15 protein-coding genes are annotated in these 19,263 nt (G+C 56.4%); 7 read left to right on the plus strand and 8 right to left on the minus strand.

What is annotated here, in order from left to right:
- Positions 1–15 precede the first annotated feature (15 nt).
- Together gmhB and CFII64_RS16885 are read left to right on the plus strand one after the other, a co-directional pair.
- Positions 16–567 carry a D-glycero-beta-D-manno-heptose 1,7-bisphosphate 7-phosphatase gene (gmhB, locus tag CFII64_RS16880; RefSeq protein ID WP_020292023.1) on the plus strand — a complete coding sequence of 184 codons (552 nt, stop codon included), beginning with the start codon at positions 16–18 and terminating at the stop codon, positions 565–567.
- Between the two features lie 48 nt (positions 568–615).
- On the plus strand, positions 616–1,386 hold the full coding sequence (locus CFII64_RS16885; RefSeq protein ID WP_020292024.1) for a 1-acyl-sn-glycerol-3-phosphate acyltransferase: 771 nt from the start codon (positions 616–618) through the stop codon (positions 1,384–1,386).
- Positions 1,387–1,580: 194 nt separating this feature from the next.
- Here the strand turns inward: CFII64_RS16885 and CFII64_RS16890 are convergent, their stop codons facing one another.
- From CFII64_RS16890 to dnaA, 5 genes are all read right to left on the minus strand, one after another.
- Positions 1,581–4,220 (minus strand): hypothetical protein, encoded by a 2,640-nt coding sequence (locus CFII64_RS16890; RefSeq protein ID WP_020292025.1) that lies wholly within the window; start codon positions 4,218–4,220, stop codon positions 1,581–1,583.
- A 164-nt stretch (positions 4,221–4,384) separates the two neighbouring features.
- Entirely contained in the window at positions 4,385–6,802 is a 2,418-nt protein-coding gene (gyrB, locus tag CFII64_RS16895; protein ID WP_020292026.1) for a DNA topoisomerase (ATP-hydrolyzing) subunit B, read from the minus strand.
- A gap of 4 nt (positions 6,803–6,806) precedes the next feature.
- Positions 6,807–7,910: a DNA replication/repair protein RecF gene (gene recF, locus CFII64_RS16900; RefSeq protein ID WP_020292027.1), complete on the minus strand. Its 1,104-nt coding sequence runs from the start codon at positions 7,908–7,910 to the stop codon at positions 6,807–6,809.
- 29 nt (positions 7,911–7,939) lie between these two features.
- Positions 7,940–9,043, minus strand: a complete 1,104-nt coding sequence (gene dnaN, locus CFII64_RS16905; protein WP_020292028.1) for a DNA polymerase III subunit beta — start codon at positions 9,041–9,043, stop codon at positions 7,940–7,942.
- 38 nt (positions 9,044–9,081) lie between these two features.
- Positions 9,082–10,590: a chromosomal replication initiator protein DnaA gene (dnaA, locus tag CFII64_RS16910; RefSeq protein ID WP_020292029.1), complete on the minus strand. Its 1,509-nt coding sequence runs from the start codon at positions 10,588–10,590 to the stop codon at positions 9,082–9,084.
- Between the two features lie 587 nt (positions 10,591–11,177).
- Here dnaA and rpmH point away from each other — a divergent pair.
- From rpmH to mnmE, 5 genes are all read left to right on the plus strand, one after another.
- Entirely contained in the window at positions 11,178–11,312 is a 135-nt protein-coding gene (rpmH, locus tag CFII64_RS16915) for a 50S ribosomal protein L34 (RefSeq protein WP_003213577.1), read from the plus strand.
- A gap of 16 nt (positions 11,313–11,328) precedes the next feature.
- A complete protein-coding gene (gene rnpA / locus CFII64_RS16920; RefSeq protein ID WP_020292030.1) occupies positions 11,329–11,730 on the plus strand; it encodes a ribonuclease P protein component in 402 nt (133 codons plus the stop codon).
- Entirely contained in the window at positions 11,723–11,968 is a 246-nt protein-coding gene (gene yidD, locus CFII64_RS16925; RefSeq protein WP_020292031.1) for a membrane protein insertion efficiency factor YidD, read from the plus strand. Before rnpA ends, yidD begins: the two co-directional genes overlap by 8 nt.
- A 2-nt stretch (positions 11,969–11,970) precedes the next feature.
- Positions 11,971–13,653: a membrane protein insertase YidC gene (gene yidC / locus CFII64_RS16930; protein ID WP_020292032.1), complete on the plus strand. Its 1,683-nt coding sequence runs from the start codon at positions 11,971–11,973 to the stop codon at positions 13,651–13,653.
- Between the two features lie 80 nt (positions 13,654–13,733).
- A complete protein-coding gene (mnmE, locus tag CFII64_RS16935) occupies positions 13,734–15,104 on the plus strand; it encodes a tRNA uridine-5-carboxymethylaminomethyl(34) synthesis GTPase MnmE (protein WP_020292033.1) in 1,371 nt (456 codons plus the stop codon).
- 52 nt (positions 15,105–15,156) lie between these two features.
- Here the strand turns inward: mnmE and CFII64_RS16940 are convergent, their stop codons facing one another.
- The 3 genes from CFII64_RS16940 to CFII64_RS16950 form a co-directional block, all read right to left on the minus strand.
- A complete protein-coding gene (locus CFII64_RS16940) occupies positions 15,157–17,532 on the minus strand; it encodes a TonB-dependent siderophore receptor (RefSeq protein ID WP_256208107.1) in 2,376 nt (791 codons plus the stop codon).
- Positions 17,533–17,708: 176 nt separating this feature from the next.
- Entirely contained in the window at positions 17,709–18,656 is a 948-nt protein-coding gene (locus tag CFII64_RS16945) for a FecR domain-containing protein (protein WP_020292035.1), read from the minus strand.
- Positions 18,653–19,162 (minus strand): sigma-70 family RNA polymerase sigma factor, encoded by a 510-nt coding sequence (locus CFII64_RS16950; RefSeq protein ID WP_020292036.1) that lies wholly within the window; start codon positions 19,160–19,162, stop codon positions 18,653–18,655. The genes CFII64_RS16945 and CFII64_RS16950 overlap by 4 nt, the downstream gene beginning before the upstream one ends.
- Between the last annotated feature and the right edge of the window lie 101 nt (positions 19,163–19,263).

The following is a 19,263-nucleotide window of genomic DNA, read 5'->3' on the forward strand; positions in this document are numbered from 1 at the left end:
GCTAAGGGGCCAATCGTGAAGCTGTTGATCCTTGATCGCGACGGAGTCATCAATCATGACTCCGACAGTTACATAAAGTCGGTGCAGGAGTGGATTCCGATCCCCGGATCGATCGAAGCGATTGCACAACTGAGCAAGGCCGGCTGGACGGTGGCAGTCGCCACTAACCAGTCCGGCATCGCCCGGGGCTATTACGACATTGCCACCCTCGATGCCATGCATGCGCGCTTGCGTGAACTCGTGACCGGGCAGGGCGGCGAAGTCGGTTTGATCGTTTATTGCCCACATGGCCCGGACGAAGGCTGCGCTTGCCGCAAGCCCAAGCCGGGCATGTTGCAGACCATCGCAAATCACTACGCTGTGGATCTGGCGGGTATATGGTTTGTAGGTGACAGCAGCGGTGACCTGCAGGCCGCGCTGGCCGTCGACTCTCAACCGGTTCTGGTCAAGACCGGCAAGGGCAGCAAGACGCTGGCTGGAACGCTGCCCACGGGTACTTTGGTTTTTGACGATCTGGCGGCAGTTGCCGCAGAACTTATCCACAAGAGCGCTCCGCAGAACCAATAGCGGTCCGCTTCATTGAGCGGGCATTAGTCCCGTACGGTAAAAGTAGCTATGTCGATCATGCAGGCAATCAGAACCTTTGTCTTTTACCTGCTGCTGGGCACCAGTTCGCTGCTGTGGTGCACCTTGAGTTTCTTTATCGCGCCGTTCCTGCCGTTTCGCGCACGCTATCGTTTCATCAATGTGTACTGGTGCCGCTGCGCATTGTGGCTCACGCGGGTATTTCTCAACATTCGCGTCGAATTGATCGGCCAGGAAAATGTCCCGGCAACGCCCTGCGTGATCATTTCCAACCACCAGAGCACGTGGGAAACATTCTTCCTGTCCGCGCATTTCGAGCCTCTGAGCCAGGTGCTCAAGCGTGAATTGCTCTACGTACCGTTCTTTGGCTGGGCCATGGCCATGCTGCGACCTATCGCCATTGATCGCGAGAACCCCAAGGCCGCGCTGAAGGAAATCGCCAAGAAGGGTCATGAGCTGCTCAAGGATGGCGTCTGGGTATTGATCTTCCCCGAAGGCACACGCGTGCCGTTTGGTCAGGTCGGCAAGTTTTCCCGAGGCGGCACTGCCTTGGCGGTCAACGCTGATCTGCCGGTGCTGCCGATTGCGCATAACGCTGGCAGGTATTGGCCGAAAGAAGGCTGGGCGAAAAAGCCCGGCACGATCCAGGTTGTGATCGGCGCACCCATGTACGCCGAGGGCACAGGACCGCGCGCCATTGCTGCGTTGAATGACCGCGTGCAGGCCTGGAACGAAGCGACGCAGGTGGCCATGGGCTCGGTGGCTGCACCGACGACGAGCACCGAAAAAGCGGCGGTCTGATTTTGTGGATAACCTGTGCACCGTTTTCGCAAAAACTGCAAAAAACCCTGCCAACCCCTTAATTTTACTGCTTATTTCGATTACTCATTAATGAGCCAAAAACGTGCATAAGTTTTTCTGAACAGAAAAAACCGACTTCATTGAAGTCGGTTTTTTTATGGCTGTTGATTCAGTTTCAGAGTGCTGATTTGCCGCTATTTTTTCGGCTGCAAAAGCAGCGCAACCAACGCGCTCCAGCCCGTCTGATGGGACGCTCCCAAGCCGCGTCCAGTTTCGCCATGGAAGTATTCGTGGAACAACAGCAAGTCGCGGCTCTGCGGATCGGCTTGCAGTTGTGGATAACCCGCCATCGAAGGCCGACTGCCGTTTTCATCCTTGAGAAACAAGCGAGTCAGACGCGCGCTGAGTTCATCGGCCACTTCATCGAGCGATGCCAGATAGCCTGAATGGGTCGGAAACTCGATGGAGAAGTTCTCGTCGTAATAGCGATGAAATTCCCGCAGCGACTCGATCAGCATGTAGTTGACCGGCATCCACAGCGGGCCACGCCAATTGGAGTTACCCCCGAACAGCCGCGAAGGCGATTCCGCAGGCTGGTAATCGGCACACAGCGAATCGCCATTCATGCGCATCTTGAACGGGTTGGCGGCATAGGCCCTGGAAACGGAACGCACGCCAAACTCGGACAGGAACTCCGACTCGTCGAGCATGCGCTTGAGCAAATCCTTGGTGCGCTGACCTCTGAGCAACGCCAGCAGCAAGCGATTGCCCTTGCCCGGCTCTGTCCAGCGCGAAACCAGCCGGGCGAGGTCAGGACGGTGTTTCAGGAACGCCAGCAGCCGGTCGCGCAGGCCCGGTAAACCTTCGTGCTCGCGTTGTTCCAGAACCTGCACCGCGAACAACGGCATCAAGCCAACAATGGAGCGAAAACGCACCGGCTCGCGTTCGCCGTTCGGGCTGCGCAACATGTCGTAGAAGAAACCGTCCTGCTCGTCCCAAAGTCCTTCAGCATCATCGTCAACCGAGTTGATCGCGCCGGCGATATACAGGAAGTGTTCGAAAAACTTCACCGAGATATCCACATACGCCGCGTTGCGCTTGGCCAACTCCAACGCAATACGCATCAGGTCCAGCGCATACGCAGCGATCCACGCGGTGCCATCAGCCTGATCCAGTTGATAACCCGGCGGCAGCTCAGCCGAGCGGTCGAACAAGGCGATGTTATCCAGCCCAAGGAATCCGCCCTGAAAAAGATTACGGCCTTCGGCGTCTTTACGATTCACCCACCAGGAGAAATTCAGCAGCAGCTTGTGGAAAATTCGCTCAAGAAAATCCGCATCGCCTTCACCCTTGAGCGCCTGCTCCATCTTGTAAACCCGCCAGGTCGCCCAGGCATGCACGGGCGGATTCGCATCATCGAAGCGCCATTCATAAGCGGGCAGCTGACCGTTGGGGTGCATGAAACGATCCTGGACCAGCATCAACAATTGCTGCTTGGCGAATTCCGTATCAATCAGCGCGACAGCAACCGCTTGAAACGCTTGATCCCAAGACGCATACCACGGGTATTCCCACTTGTCCGGCATGCACACGATGTCGAAATTCGACAGGTGTCGCCAATGCTTGTTGCGCACATTGACCCGTTCGGGGGAGGGCGCTGGTTGTGTCGGATCACCATTGAGCCAGCAATTCACATCGAAGTAATACAGTTGCTTTGACCAGAGCAATCCCGCCAAGGCCTGACGCTGCACATTGCGCGCATCGGCATCCGCCAACTCATGTTGCAGCGCCGCATAGAAGCCATCGGCCTCGGCTTTGCGCTGGGTAAATAACGCCTCTGCATCAACCGCCGCTGCATCAGCCGGACAGAAACGCAGGTAGATGACCTGACTGGCGTGGCCTTCCAAGTCGAGTAAAAAGTGCGCAGCGGCGCGGGTGCCGGAAGTGCGGTCGATGGCCTGTTCATTGCCAGCCAGCAGATAGTCGTTGATCCCGTCCTTGAATGGCCCGACTACAGGATTGCCTCCCAGCCGGTTGGTATTGGTGGTGTTGTTGCAGAACAGCCATTCACATGCAGCTTCGTTACTCCAGGCACTTGCCACTTTGACATCCTGTTCGGGATGTTCGGCCACCAACTGTTGATCCTCAAGACGTAGCGAAGGCATCGCCGCGTTCTCGGTCCAGCTCCAGATATTGCGCGCCCAAAGCTGCGGCAACACATGCAAACGGGCCGCTTGATCACCGCGATTGTGCACAGTGACGCGCATGAAGATATCGTCTGGCTGGTGCTTGGCGTATTCGACGGCTACATCGAAATAGCGGTCTTCATCGAACACGCCAGTATCAAGAATCTCGTATTCGGTATCGGCCAGCCCGCGTCGCGCATTCTCGCTGACCAGCTGCTCATAGGGAAAAGCAGTCTGTGGATATTTGTAGAGCATGCGCATGTAGGCATGACTTGGCACGCCATCGACGTAGAAATACAGCTCTTTGACGTCCTCGCCATGATTGCCTTCAGCATTGTTCAGCCCAAACAAGCGCTCCTTCAGAATGGGGTCACGCTCATTCCACAATCCAAGTCCCAGGCACCAGTGCTGGGACTTGTCCGAGAATCCGGCAAGCCCGTCTTCACCCCAGCGATACGCCCGACTGCGCGCGTGATCGTGGGGGAAATAATTCCATGCATCGCCGTCGGCGCTGTAGTCCTCACGAACCGTACCCCACTGACGTTCGCTCAGATAAGGCCCCCACTCGCGCCATCGCTCGGCATCAACGTCAGTCAACCGCTGACCTTCGACGGTGTTCAGAATGCTGGGCGCAGGCTTTGCAGGCATCAGGAGTTCCAAAGGTGAAAGCAGGTGAGCAAGTGTACGGCGCTCGTAACTGAACGGCACACAGGCCTGGTGATTATTCAGGCGCCGTTCAGCCTTTCACACCGCCCACAAAAAAGGCCAACGCTGGATCAGCGTTGGCCTGATTTGGTTAGCGGTGCAGCCCCTTAGAAATCGAGGTTGGACACTGCCAGGGCATTGCTTTCGATGAAGTCACGACGAGGCTCGACCGCATCACCCATCAGGGTGTTGAAGATCTGGTCGGCGCCGATGGCGTCTTCGATGGTGACCTTGAGCATGCGACGTACAGACGGGTCCATGGTGGTTTCCCACAGCTGATCCGGGTTCATTTCGCCCAGACCTTTGTAGCGCTGGATGGTGTGACGCTTGGTGCTTTCGGCCATCAACCAGGCAAGGGCTTCCTTGAACTCGCTGACCGGCTTCTTGCGTTCGCCACGCTGTACGTAAGCGCCTTCTTCCAGCAACGTACTGATCTGCAGACCCAAAGCGGTCACAGTCTTGTAATCGTTGCTGCCGAAGAAGTCACGGTTGAAGGTCACGTAGTTGGACAAGCCGTGGGAGATCAGTTCGACCTCTGGCAGCCAGACGTTACGTTCGCGATCTTCACGCAGGCTGGCTTTGTAAACCAGACCGGACTTCTCGCCGACGCGCAGACGTGTGTCGAGCAGGGCAAGCCAGGCTTGCATGCCTTCGTGATCGGAAAGCTGTTCCAGGCTGACCGGCGGCAGGTAAACGAAATGCTCGGTCAGTTCCTGAGGATACAGACGCGACAGGCGCTTGAGGGTCTTCATGACCATGCGGAAATCGTTAACCAGACGCTCCAGCTGCGGACCGGAAATACCCGGAGCCGACTCGTTCAAGTGCAGGCTGGCATCTTCAAGCGCCGACTGGGTCATGTACTCTTCCATGGCCTCGTCGTCTTTGATGTACTGCTCTTGCTTGCCTTTCTTGACCTTGTACAGCGGCGGCTGAGCGATGTAAATGTAGCCACGCTCGATCAGCTCAGGCAACTGACGGAAGAAGAACGTCAGCAACAAGGTGCGGATGTGCGAACCGTCGACGTCAGCATCGGTCATGATGATGATGTTGTGGTAGCGCAACTTGGCGATGTTGTATTCGTCGCGACCAATGCCGCAGCCGAGCGCAGTGATCAAGGTGCCCACTTCTTGCGAAGAGATCATCTTGTCGAAACGTGCTTTCTCGACGTTAAGGATCTTGCCTTTGAGTGGCAGGATCGCCTGGGTTTTACGGTTACGCCCCTGCTTGGCTGAGCCGCCAGCAGAGTCCCCTTCCACCAGATACAGTTCGGAGAGGGCAGGGTCTTTCTCTTGGCAGTCAGCGAGTTTGCCCGGCAAACCTGCGATGTCCAACGCGCCTTTACGGCGAGTCATCTCACGGGCCTTGCGCGCCGCTTCACGAGCGCGCGCAGCGTCGATCATCTTGCCGACGACGGCTTTGGCTTCGTTCGGATTTTCCAGCAGGAAGTCGGAGAAGTGTTTACCCATCTCCTGTTCAACTGCGGTTTTCACTTCGGACGAAACCAGCTTGTCTTTGGTCTGCGAACTGAATTTCGGGTCCGGCACTTTTACCGAAATAATTGCCGTCAAACCTTCACGCGCATCGTCACCGGTGGTCGCGACCTTGTGCTTCTTGGCCAGACCTTCCTGCTCGATGTAGGTGTTCAGGTTACGCGTCAGCGCAGAACGGAAACCCACCAGGTGAGTACCGCCATCGCGCTGAGGAATGTTGTTGGTGAAGCACAACAGGTTCTCGTTGAAGCTGTCGTTCCACTGCAACGCGATCTCGACGCCGATGCCATCTTCACGCTGAATGTTGAAGTGGAACACCTGGTTGACCGGAGTCTTGTTGGTGTTCAGGTATTCAACGAACGCACGCAAACCGCCTTCGTACTTGAACAACTCTTCCTTGCCGCTGCGTTCGTCTTTAAGGACGATGCCCACACCGGAGTTCAGGAAAGACAGTTCACGAATCCGCTTGGCCAGAATGTCCCAGCTGAAGTGGATGTTCTTGAAGGTGTCAGCCGATGGCTTGAAGTGAATCTCGGTGCCGGTGGAATCGCTCTCGCCAACAATGCGCATGGGTTCCTGTGGAACACCATGGATGTAGGTCTGTTCCCAGATCTTGCCGCTGCGACGCACAGTCAGCAGCAACAATTCGGAAAGGGCGTTCACAACCGAAACACCTACACCGTGCAGGCCGCCGGATACTTTGTAGGAGTTGTCATCGAACTTACCGCCAGCGTGAAGCACGGTCATGATGACCTCTGCTGCCGATACGCCTTCTTCTTTATGCACGTCTACCGGAATGCCGCGACCGTTGTCACGGACGGTAATCGATTCGTCTGGGTGGATGATGATGCTGATGTCGTCGCAATGGCCAGCCAAAGCTTCGTCGATCGAGTTATCAACCACCTCGAACACCATGTGGTGTAGACCGCTGCCATCGTCAGTATCACCGATGTACATACCGGGACGCTTGCGTACGGCATCTAGCCCTTTCAGCACTTTAATGCTGGAGGAGTCGTACGTTTGGTTTTCGCTCATGCAATCACTCCCGATGGTCGTGGGTCTGGGTGATACGGCCTTGTTCCACGTGGAACAAAGCGACTGGCGTTTCCGTCTGCCAGCCTTCCCTCAATAATTCGTGGTCTACACAGGTAATGAAAACCTGGCAGCGTAATTCTTCCAGCAAACGGCAAAGTGCCTGGCGGTGACGCTCATCGAGTTCCGACGGCAAGTCATCCACCAGGTAAATACATTGGCCGCGTCGAGCCTGGCTAACGAGATGTCCTTGGGCTATGCGCAGCGCACAGACCACCAACTTCTGCTGACCCCGGGACAAAATATCCGCGGCGTTGTGTGCGCCTAATCTAAGGCGCAAGTCAGCGCGTTGTGGTCCGGCCTGTGTATGGCCCATTTGCTGATCCCGATGGAGAGAAGAAGCGAGCACCGTGCTCAACTCTTTTTCTTTATCCCATCCGCGGTAGTAGCTCAGGGTCAAACCTTCGAGCTCAACCAGCTCGCTCAAGGTTTGTTCAAAGACTGGCTTCAAAGCCTTGATGTATGCTCGGCGAAACTCATCTATTTCATCGCTGGCCAGGCACAGCTCGCGATCCCATGCCGCTTGCGAAGCGACGTCAAGTGTACCATGCCGAAGCCATGAGTTTCGCTGCCTCAAGGCCTTCTGCAGGCGCTGCCACGTCGACATGAATCGAGGTTCCACGTGGAACACTCCCCAGTCGAGAAACTGTCTGCGTATTTTGGGCGCGCCTTCCAGCAAGCGAAAACTGTCCGGATTGATCAGTTGCAGCGGTAAGGTCTCGGCAAGTTGCGCCGCGCTGCGTGCGTTCTGTCCATCAATCCGGATCTGAAAATCGCCCTGGCGATCCCGTGAAACGCCCAAGCTGCTGTGGCCGCCTTCGGCCAGTTCGACCTGGCCAAAAACCGTACACGACGGTTGCTCGTACTGAATGACGGGAAGCAAGCGCGCGCTGCGAAAGGACCGGGCAAGACCGAGCAAATGGATGGCTTCCAGCACGCTGGTTTTGCCACTGCCATTTTCACCGTGGAGGATGTTGATACGCGGGGAAGGGGAGAAGGTCACCGGGTGCAGATTGCGCACCCCGGTGACCGAGACGCGGCTGAGAGACATCTAGGTTCCGCTGAACATGAACAAGCTGGTTACAGGCGCATCGGCATAACGACATAGGCGGAATCGTCGTTGTCCGACTCTTGCACCAGGGCGCTGCTGTTGGAGTCCGACAGAATCAGGCGAACCTGTTCAGTGGTCATCACACCCAGGACGTCCAGCAAGTAGCTGACGTTGAAGCCGATTTCCAGCGAACCACCGTTGTAGTCCACGCTGATCTCTTCTTCTGCTTCTTCCTGCTCCGGGTTGTTCGCCTGAATCTTCAACTGGCCAGCGGCCAACTGCAGACGAATACCCCGGTACTTTTCGTTGGAAAGAATAGCCGTGCGGCTGAACGCTTCGCGCAGCGCCTGACGATCACCCAATACCAGTTTGTCGCCGCCTTTTGGCAGGACGCGCTCGTAGTCAGGGAATTTGCCGTCGACCAGTTTCGAAGTGAACGTGAACTCGCCGGTGGTGGCGCGAATGTGGTGCTGACCCAGCACGATGCTGACGATACCGTCTTGCTCGGTCAGCAAGCGCGCCAATTCAAGGATACCTTTGCGCGGCACGATCACTTGATGACGATCAGCGTGTTCGATCTCGGCCGACATCGAGCACATGGCCAGACGGTGACCGTCAGTGGCAACGGCGCGCAGAATGCCGGCACTGACTTCCAGCAACATGCCGTTGAGGTAGTAGCGCACGTCTTGTTGAGCCATGGCAAAACTGGTGCGTTCAATCAGGCGACGCAGTTTGCTCTGCACCAGATTGAACGTCAGGGAGCCCGGACCTTCTTCAACGGTCGGAAAATCGTTGGCTGGCAGCGTCGACAAGGTGAAGCGACTGCGGCCAGCCTTGACGATCAACTTGGCATCGTCGAGCTTGATGTCGATGAGTGCGTCGTTGGGCAGGCTTTTGCAGATGTCCATCAGCTTGCGCGCAGGTACGGTGATCTCGCCCGGCTCAGCAGGTTCTTCCAACTGGACGCGACCGACCAGTTCGACCTCAAGATCGGTACCGGTCAGCGAAAGCTGTTGGCCTTGAACAACCAACAGCACATTGGAGAGCACCGGCAAGGTCTGGCGGCGTTCAACCACGCCGGCGACCAATTGCAGGGGTTTCAACAGGGCTTCGCGTTGAATGGTGAAATGCATGGTCTAGTCCCTTGCCTTAATAAGCTGCGCTGGTGTCATCAGGTAGTCAGAGTACGCAGCAGGTTCTTGTAGTCCTCGCGGATGTCCGCGTCGGATTCCTTAAGTTCGTTGATCTTGCGGCATGCGTGCAAGACCGTCGTATGGTCACGACCGCCAAACACATCGCCAATTTCGGGCAAACTGTGGTTGGTCAGTTCCTTGGACAACGCCATCGCCACCTGGCGCGGGCGAGCTACCGATCGGGAACGACGCTTGGACAACAGGTCGGAAATCTTGATCTTGTAGTACTCGGCGACGGTGCGCTGAATGTTATCCACACTCACCAGCTTGTCTTGCAACGCCAGCAAGTCTTTCAGCGATTCGCGAATCAGCTCGATGGTGATATCACGACCCATGAAGTGCGAGTGGGCAATGACACGCTTGAGCGCACCTTCGAGTTCACGGACGTTGGAGCGGATGCGCTGGGCAATGAAAAACGCGGCATCGTGTGGCAGATCCACTTTCGCCTGATCCGCTTTCTTCATCAGAATCGCAACCCGGGTTTCCAGCTCGGGCGGCTCGACCGCAACGGTCAGGCCCCAGCCGAAACGCGATTTCAGACGTTCTTCCAGGCCTTCGATCTCTTTCGGATAGCGGTCACTGGTCAGAATGACTTGCTGTCCACCTTCCAGTAACGCGTTGAAAGTATGGAAGAATTCTTCCTGAGAGCGCTCTTTGCGGGCGAAGAATTGAATGTCATCAATCAGCAGCGCGTCCACCGAACGGTAGAAACGCTTGAACTCGTTGATTGCATTCAGTTGCAGCGCCTTGACCATGTCGGCCACAAAGCGCTCCGAATGCAGGTACACCACCTTGGCATTCGGGTTCTTCTTTAACAGGTGGTTACCCACAGCGTGCATCAAGTGGGTTTTACCCAGGCCAACACCGCCATAAAGGAACAGCGGGTTGTAACCGTGCTTGGGGTTATCCGCGACTTGCCAGGCGGCAGCGCGCGCCAGTTGGTTGGACTTACCTTCGACAAAGTTTTCGAAGGTGAAGGTCCGGTTCAGGTAGCTGGTGTGCTTGAGCGCACCTTCTACCTGAACCGTGCGCTGTTCGGCACGTGCTGGCGCTTGCTGAGAGCTGGCTCCAGCCATCGGATCAAAGCTGGCCCGCGACGGTTCGTCGTGGACAGGCATCGGATGCGCGGGGGCTGGCGTTGCTACCTGGGCTGGCGCGGAGGCCGCGACCTGATTAGACACCATAGCCTGAGAAGCGGCAGCGGCCAGCGGCGCATTGGGTGCAGCGCGGGGAGCAGAACTGCGCTTGCTGCCTATTAATAAGGAAAGCGCAGGCGCCAGTCCCTGGCCGTGTTCACCCAGCAGCTCAAGCAGGCGACTCAGGTATTTTTCATTGACCCAATCGAGAACAAAGCGGTTCGGCGCATAGACGCGCAACTCGTCGCCTTCGGCTTCGACCTGTAGCGGACGGATCCAGGTGTTGAATTGCTGGGCAGGCAGCTCGTCGCGCAAAAGCTCCACGCACTGCTGCCAAAGTTCCACTGACACGGATATCCCCTAAGTCGAAAGCCGGTGAGGCAAAAAACAAGCGGCCATTGTAACGATCAGAGCGCGACTTATCCACATGTAGCTTGCGTACAGAGCTGTTGAAATCAGGCTTTTATCGAGAATTTACGCGACGGACGGCATGTGGATAAGCCCTGTGGATAACCCCGCTTCAGGTCTTTGCATAAGTCGGGTCGAAAGTCTGTGGATAACCCGCCTGTGGATAACAAGGCATTTCATGCACAGCTTTTCCGACAGCGCAGCACAGGCAGAGCACCGTTTCTCGACAGTGTTGTCATTCTCTGTACGCTACGTGTTTACTGGGCTAAGGCCAGTTATCCACAGCGAAGTGCTGCCCTAGCTTTAATAAGCTTTATAAAGAAGCTTTAAATACTTTCCTTCTTTATTTCTATATCTAGCGCCGTCATCCATTTCGAATCAATCTGAGGGACAGGCAAAAAAGGCCCTGAAGAAGTAAATGAACGAAACGTTGGTTGGAAATTGACCTAGAGGCGCGGTTTCTCTAGAATCCCCGGTCTCTTAAAACGGGGGCCATTCCGGCCCGTTGTGGACGAACCAGGTAACACGACATGAAACGTACTTTCCAACCAAGCACTATCAAACGCGCTCGTACTCACGGTTTCCGTGCTCGCATGGCTACCAAGAACGGCCGTGCCGTCCTGTCGCGTCGCCGCGCCAAAGGTCGTGCGCGTCTGGCAGTTTGATAATCCGGCACTGGAGGTGAGTCAGGACTTCAGTCGGGAAAAGCGTTTGCTTACTCCCCGGCATTTCAAGGCAGTCTTTGACTCCCCTACCGGCAAGGTTCCGGGGAAAAATCTCCTGCTCCTTGCGCGCAATAACGACCTTGATCATCCCCGTCTGGGGCTGGTTATCGGTAAAAAGAGCGTCAAACTCTCCGTTGAGCGCAACCGCTTGAAACGCCTGATGCGCGAATCATTTCGCCAACACCAAGATAATTTGGTCGGTTGGGATATCGTGATTGTCGCGCGCAAAGGGTTGGGTGAAATAGAAAACCCCGAATTGATTCAGCATTTCGGCAAGCTCTGGAAGCGTCTGGCGCGTAGTCAGCCGGCTCCTGCTGCAAAAACCGAAACTGTAGGGGTAGACAGTACCGATGCGTAAGCTGGCGCTCGTTCCGATCCAGTTTTACCGCTATGCCATCAGCCCGCTGATGGCCAGTCACTGTCGTTTCTACCCCAGTTGCTCCTGCTACGCGTATGAAGCCATTGAAAATCATGGCCTTCTACGCGGTGGCTGGCTGACCTTTCGTCGATTAGGTCGCTGTCATCCGTGGAATGCCGGTGGCTATGACCCGGTTCCACCTGTCCCCACCTCCCGTTCTTCTTCGATGGCCGAGTAATCATGGATATTAAACGCACGATCCTGATCGTCGCCCTGGCAATCGTGACCTACGTCGGGGTTCTGAAATGGAACCAAGACTACGGCCAGGCCGCCCTGCCGACTCAGAATGTTGCTGCCAGCACCACCGCACCGGCTATACCGGATACGGCTGCAGGTACGAATGCTTCTGCAAGTGCCGATGTTCCTAGCGCCAGCGGCGATGCGACTGCTCCAATCGAGACCCCGGTTGCAACCAGCAAAGATCTCATCCAGGTCAAAACAGATGTGCTCAATCTCGAAATCGACCCGGTGGGTGGCGATGTCGTGCAACTGCGACTGCCACTTTATCCACGTCGTCAGGACCATCCAGACGTTCCGTTCCAGCTGTTCGATAACGGCGGCGAGCGTATCTTCCTGGCGCAAAGTGGTCTGACTGGCGTAAACGGCCCGGACGCTCGACCTGCTGGTCGTCCTGTTTACTCGACCGCACAGAAGTCTTATCAGCTGGTGGATGGTCAGGACCAATTGGTCGTCGATCTGAAATTCACTGATAACGGCGTCAATTACATCAAGCGCTTTACCTTCAAGCGCGGCCTGTATGACCTGGTTGTCAGCTACGTGATCGACAACCAGAGCGCTCAGCCCTGGTCCGGTAACATGTTCGCGCAACTCAAGCGCGATAACAGTTCCGATCCATCGTCGACTACTGCTACCGGTACTGCGACTTACCTCGGTGCCGCTCTGTGGACACCTTCGGAACCCTACAAAAAGGTGTCGATGAAAGACATCGACAAGGGTTCGATCAAGGAAACCGTACAAGGTGGCTGGGTTGCATGGCTGCAGCACTACTTCGTAACGGCCTGGATTCCCGACAAGAACAACAGCAATGCTGTTACCACTCGTAAGGATAGTCAGGGCAACTACATCATTGGTTTCACTGGCCCGGCGTTGACCATTGCGCCAGGTGCCAAAGGTGAAGCGACCGCTACGTTGTACGCCGGCCCGAAAAGCCAGGCGGTGCTCAAAGAGTTATCCCCAGGTCTGGAATTGACGGTCGACTACGGCATTCTGTGGTTCATCGCTCAACCGATCTTCTGGTTGCTGCAACACATCCACGCCATTGTGGGTAACTGGGGCTGGTCGATTATCTTCCTGACCATGCTGATCAAAGGGCTTTTCTTCCCTCTGTCGGCAGCCAGTTACAAATCCATGGCTCGTATGCGTGCAGTTGCACCGAAACTCGCGATTCTGAAAGAGCAACATGGCGATGACCGGCAGAAAATGTCGCAAGCCATGATGGAGCTGTACAAGAAGGAAAAGATCAACCCGTTGGGTGGATGCTTGCCTATCCTTGTACAAATGCCGGTCTTCCTGTCGCTGTACTGGGTACTGCTTGAAAGCGTAGAAATGCGCCAGGCCCCGTGGCTGTTGTGGATTACCGACCTGTCGATCAAGGATCCGTTCTTCATCCTGCCGATCATCATGGGCGCCACGATGTTCATCCAGCAGCGTTTGAACCCGACACCTCCGGATCCGATGCAGGCCAAGGTCATGAAGCTGATGCCAATCATCTTCACGTTCTTCTTCCTGTGGTTCCCGGCTGGTCTGGTTCTGTACTGGGTTGTGAACAACACCTTGTCCATTACGCAGCAGGCGTACATCACTCGCAAGATCGAAGCGGCTGCCAAGAAAGCAGAAGCCTGATCACAGCTTGTGAATAAGTTGTACAAGGCGCCCCCTAGTGGGGCGTTTTGCTATCTGTCATTTGCTCCAGGAGCCGGACCATGAATGTCCCACGTGAAACCATTGCTGCCATCGCCACAGCCCAGGGCCGCGGCGGGGTAGGCATTGTGCGTATATCCGGCCCGTTGGCGAGCAAGGCGGCGACGGCCATTACCGGCCGCGAACTTAAACCGCGTTTTGCGCATTACGGGCCCTTTGCCGACGAGTCCGGGCAGGTTATTGACGAAGGCATCGCCTTGTATTTCCCGGGCCCTAATTCGTTTACCGGCGAAGACGTCCTTGAACTGCAAGGCCATGGCGGGCCTGTGGTTCTGGATATGCTGCTGCAAAGATGCCTGCAACTGGGCAGTCGCCTGGCGCGACCAGGTGAATTCAGCGAGCGCGCATTCCTCAACGACAAGCTCGACCTCGCCCAGGCGGAGGCGATTGCTGACCTGATCGAAGCCAGTTCGGCCCAGGCCGCACGCAATGCGTTGCGCTCATTGCAGGGCGCTTTTTCCCGGCGTGTGGATAACTTGACCGAGAAATTGATCAGCCTGCGCATCTATGTCGAAGCGGCCATCGACTTTCCCGAGGAAGAAATCGACTTCCTTGCCGATGGTCATGTGCTGAGCATGCTGGATGCGGTGCGTGCGGAGTTATCCACAGTGCTGCACGAAGCTGGGCAGGGCGCGTTATTGCGGGACGGGATGACCGTGGTCATTGCCGGTCGACCGAATGCGGGTAAATCCAGCCTCTTGAATGCGCTGGCAGGCAAGGAAGCGGCTATCGTCACCGAGATTGCCGGCACCACTCGGGATATCCTGCGCGAACATATCCACATCGATGGCATGCCGCTGCACGTTGTAGACACCGCCGGTTTGCGTGATACCGAGGATCAGGTGGAGAAAATAGGCGTGGAACGTGCGCTCAAGGCCATTGGTGAGGCCGACCGGATTCTGTTGGTGGTCGATTCAACCGCTCCGGAGGCTGTGGATCCTTTCGCATTGTGGCCCGAGTTTCTCGAACAACGGCCTGACCCGGCCAAAGTCACCCTGATTCGCAACAAGGCGGATTTGAGCGGCGATCTGATCGAGATGCACACCAGCGCCGATGGCCACGTAACGATTAGCCTGAGTGCCAAGGCGGAAGGTGAAGGCCTGAACTTGCTGCGCGAGCATCTCAAGGCCTGCATGGGTTACGAGCAGACCTCTGAAAGCAGCTTTAGCGCGCGTCGACGCCATTTGGAGGCACTACGACATGCCAGTGGCTCGCTGGAACACGGCAGGGCGCAGCTGACGTTGGCGGGCGCAGGGGAGTTATTGGCCGAAGATCTGCGTCAGGCGCAACAGTCCTTGGCGGAAATTACCGGTGCATTCAGTTCGGACGACCTGTTGGGTCGAATATTTTCCAGCTTTTGCATCGGCAAATAGTGATTGGCGGCCTGGCTATCGAACTCTGGCCGCCAATAACTTATCCACAGGTTTACCAGTTGTAGCTCACCGAACCGAGCAGGGTTCGGCTGTCCCCCCAATAGCAGCGACCGGCATCGTTACAGCCCGATACATATTCCTTGTCGAAGAGGTTCTTGGCATTCAGGTCCACCGACCAGTTCTTGTCGATCTGATATCCAATTGCCGCATCCACCAACGTCACGTCGCCTGCATCAAGCTTGCCGTACAGCGAACTCGCTGTGTAGGCAAAGGTGCTGTCGAAGTAGCGAATACCACCGCCAACGTGTAGTCCGTTGAGATAGCCGTCAAGAAAGCGGTATTTGGCCCAGGCCGACGCCTGATTGCGCGGCACCCCGGTGATTTGATGGCCTTCGATCAACGAGCCTGCGGTGTCCTTGATCACCCGCGCATCGGTGTAGGTGTACGAGGCGGTCAGATTCAGGTTGCGATTGATATCGCTGTTGACCTCCAGCTCAACACCCTTGGAACGGCTTTCGCCCACTTGCCGGTAGCTGGCACTGGTCGAATCGAAGTAGGTGTCGTCTTTTTTGCGCAGGTCGAAAACCGATGCCGTCATGGTGGTGTTCCAACCCGCCGGTTCGTATTTCAAACCCACTTCATATTGTTCGCTGGTAATCGGGTCCAGCGGCGAGCCGCCATTGGAAATCTGCTGCACCGGGACGAATGCGGTGGAATAGCTGACATACGGCGTCAGGCCGTTGTCGAACTGATACATCACCCCACCTTGATAGGTGAATTTCTGATCGTTGGAGTGAATACCGCCGGCCGGCGCCAGTTTGTTGCGAAAATCACTCTCGACCCAATCCTGACGCCCGCCCAACAGGAAAATCCAGTTGTCGTACTTACTCTGGATCTGCGCATACAAACCCTGCATTTGCTGTTCGAGCAGGGTGTTTTGCACAGCGATTGAGGTGACGGGGTCCTGTGTATAAATCGGGTTGAAAATATTGATGCGTCCCGCCGAACCGGCATCCCAGTCCTGGCTGAATGAAGTGCGGTCAAAACTGGCGCCGAACAAGACGGTATTTTCCAGGCCGCCCGCATTGAATTTGCCTTCAAGTTGGTTATCCAGCGAATACACCATCGACTTGTTGTAACGGTCGTAAGCGGTGACGTTCAACAAGCTGCCGAAGCCCGCGTTATTGAGATTGCCTGGCCAGGTCTCGTGACGGGTAATCCTCGACTGCAAATAGCGTGAGTTCTGTCGGAATTGCCAATCGTCGTTGAAGCTGTGGCTGAACTCATAGCCGGCACTCCAGGTTTCGCGCTCGAAGGTGTTCCAGTCCGGAACGCCAAGCATGGTGTCCTTGTCCAGTTTGCCATTGGGATTACGCAGCAAGGTGCCGGAGGCGGGCAGGCCAAGCTCCATGTTGGTGTGATCCTTCTGATAGTGAGTCAGCAAGGTCAGGGTGTTGTAGTCGTCAAAGTTCAGGGTCATGGATGGCGCGATGTAGATGCGGTCATCCGGCACGTGATCGGTTTGGGTATCAGCGTTGCGGCCCATCATGACCACGCGACCCAGAATATTGCCGCTGTCGTCCAGCGGACCGGAGATATCCACACCCAGTTGACGGCGATTGTTCGAGCCATAACTGAGCTGAACTTCGCCCTGGGCGATGGCAGTCGGGCGTTTGCTGACCACATTGACCAGCCCGCCCGGCGCGTTTTCGCCGTACAGGATCGAAGAAGGCCCGCGAAACACCTCGACCCGCTCCAGACCATAAGGCTCGGTCGTGGTGTCATAACGATTGCCCTGAACGCGCAAACCGTCGCGCAGCAGGCCGTAGCCATAATCCGTAGCGTTGAAACCGCGAATGAAAAACAGATCGCCCGCCAGGTTATCCCCAGCCGCAAAGGGCGGCGCAAAAATGCCCGGCACATAACCGAGCGCTTCGGTTAGGGTTTGGGTCTTCTGATCTTTCATGCGCTGGCTGGTAACCACGGACACCGAACGCGGCGTTTCCGACAGCGGCGTATCGGTTTTGGTGCCGATGCGGCTCTTTTCGGCCTTGTAGCCGACATCCAGCGTGCGGCCCTGACTGGCGTCATCCGCTTGAAAACTGTTCACATTGGTGGGGCCGAGCACCACCGAGCCGTTTTCCGGGACCGGCTGCAGGATGTAACTGCCCGGCGCCTGCGCCGCGATTTGCAACCGGGAACCCTGCAGCAACACGGCGAAACCCTGTTCAACCGAGTAGTTGCCCTGCAGCCCGGAGCTGCGGCGATTGGCAGTCTGCTCAGGGGAAAACGACAAAATCACGTTGGCCGCCGAGGCAAACTGACTCAACGCGCTGTCCAGCGGCCCGGCACTGATATTGAAATTCTGCGTAGCGCTGGCAGCAATGGCGCTGTTCGCCGCCAAAGCGAAGCCGACGCCGCTGGCCATCAACAGGCTGTAGCTGAAGCATTGCCGGAAAAGACGCTGACGAGCAGGAAGCGGGAGCGGTGGAAAGCGCATGGTTTTGAAGCCCTGAAGGATTGAATTTCGCGTTTACCTGTAGGGCCGTGCCATGCCGAAAAAAGATAACCCTGTGGATAGATTTATTTTCACGCGAGATTTGCTCAGGCGGTGCTCTTGACCGAAACCCAATAACGGGTGAAATGGCTGACGCGAATCGGCAGCGTCGCTTGCAGGTTGGCCAGCACCGCATCGATGGCATCGAGTCGGAACGCCCCCGACACGCGCAATCGAGCAGCGTGCTCGTCACAGTGCATGACACCTGGGCGATAGCGACTCAGCTCGTCAATCAGATCCCCGAGCCGGGCGTTGAGCACCACCAGTTGACCATCAACCCAGGCCACTTCGGCGGGGGTGTAAGTGCGGCCCGGATTGGCACGATGATCGTCAAACTCTGCACTTTCCCCCGCCGTGAGCAGAACCGGATGACCGACGGGCTCCTTGGGTAAAAGGCTGACCTGATCTTCCAGGACGCCGACTCGTGTCGTGGTATCCAGTTGCCGAACCGAGAAACGCGTACCTAATGCCTGAACGCGTCCCTGGCGCGTTTCGACAAAAAACGGTCGGGTGTCGCCGCGTTTACCGGTCTGGATCAAAATCTCGCCTGCGCGCAGGTGAATCAAGCGCTGCTGGCCATCAAACACCACATCGACAGAGGTATTGGTGTTCAGCTCGATCTGACTGCCATCGGCCAATTCGATATGTCGCCGTTGACCCACAGGCGTCCGGTAATCCGCCCAGACATTGCCCAGGCTGGTGTGCTGCTTGATATTCCAGCCCACATAGCCGGCACCGGCAAGCACCAGCATCAGTTTGAGAATGTCTCGACGCTGGCGCGGCTCGGACAGCGCGCGCCGCGCCAGATCGGGCGGTAACGCGCCAAGCCCGCGTTGCAGTTGCTCCATCTGGTTCCACGCCGCCTGATGGGCGGGATCACTGTCCAGCCATTGCTGCCAGGCGTGCTGCTCGGCTGGCGTCGGCGGCTCCACCTGAAACTGCACGTACCAACTGGCGGCCGCCTGAAAGACCTTGCGATCCGGCATATTGATCATGCCAGCCCCGCCAGGAGCATCGAGCATTCGGTAAATGCGCGAATCATGTGCTTCTTCACCGTGGTCAAGGAAACCTGCAGTTGCTCGGCGATCTGTTGATAAGTCAGACCATCGATCTGCGACAGCATAAATATGCGATGAACCCGCGGGCCAAGGCCTGCGAGGGTTTTATCCACAGCCACCAGCGTTTCGATGATCAGTGCCTTGTCTTCTTCACTGATGACCGTGAGTTCCGGTCGTGCAGCCAGGGATTGCAGGTAAGCCTGCTCAATGGCCCGTCGTCGATATCGATCTATAACCAGCCCTCTGGCGATGGTCGCCAAGTAATCCCGAGGTTCACGGATCTGCGCTGCATTGGCCGAGCCGAGAATTCGCACAAACGTATCCTGAGCCAGATCGGCAGCATCGCTCGTGTTGGACAGCTTGCCTTTGAGCCAGCCATGCAACCACGAATGATGCTGCTCATAAATGCGCTGGACTGCGGTCGTGTGGGATTGAGAGGACATAGGAAGAGAGCGAGTTAATGATAATGCCTATTATTAGCTTTTGTTTCTGGAACTCACAAGAGCGCCTTTACCGGCATTTTTCAGGATTAATTCGAGCCTCT

This window comes from Pseudomonas sp. CFII64, assembly GCF_000416235.1.
GTDB lineage: Bacteria > Pseudomonadota > Gammaproteobacteria > Pseudomonadales > Pseudomonadaceae > Aquipseudomonas.

Coding starts and splice junctions, on each gene's coding strand:
- CFII64_RS16885 (WP_020292024.1), top strand. CDS start 616: ATGTCGATCATGCAGGCAATCAGAACCTTTGTCTTTTACCTGCTGCTG.
- CFII64_RS16890 (WP_020292025.1), bottom strand. CDS start 4,220: ATGCCTGCAAAGCCTGCGCCCAGCATTCTGAACACCGTCGAAGGTCAG.
- gyrB (WP_020292026.1), bottom strand. CDS start 6,802: ATGAGCGAAAACCAAACGTACGACTCCTCCAGCATTAAAGTGCTGAAA.
- recF (WP_020292027.1), bottom strand. CDS start 7,910: ATGTCTCTCAGCCGCGTCTCGGTCACCGGGGTGCGCAATCTGCACCCG.
- dnaN (WP_020292028.1), bottom strand. CDS start 9,043: ATGCATTTCACCATTCAACGCGAAGCCCTGTTGAAACCCCTGCAATTG.
- rpmH (WP_003213577.1), top strand. CDS start 11,178: ATGAAACGTACTTTCCAACCAAGCACTATCAAACGCGCTCGTACTCAC.
- yidD (WP_020292031.1), top strand. CDS start 11,723: ATGCGTAAGCTGGCGCTCGTTCCGATCCAGTTTTACCGCTATGCCATC.
- yidC (WP_020292032.1), top strand. CDS start 11,971: ATGGATATTAAACGCACGATCCTGATCGTCGCCCTGGCAATCGTGACC.
- mnmE (WP_020292033.1), top strand. CDS start 13,734: ATGAATGTCCCACGTGAAACCATTGCTGCCATCGCCACAGCCCAGGGC.
- CFII64_RS16940 (WP_256208107.1), bottom strand. CDS start 17,532: ATGGCCAGCGGCGTCGGCTTCGCTTTGGCGGCGAACAGCGCCATTGCT.
- CFII64_RS16945 (WP_020292035.1), bottom strand. CDS start 18,656: ATGATCAATATGCCGGATCGCAAGGTCTTTCAGGCGGCCGCCAGTTGG.
- CFII64_RS16950 (WP_020292036.1), bottom strand. CDS start 19,162: ATGTCCTCTCAATCCCACACGACCGCAGTCCAGCGCATTTATGAGCAG.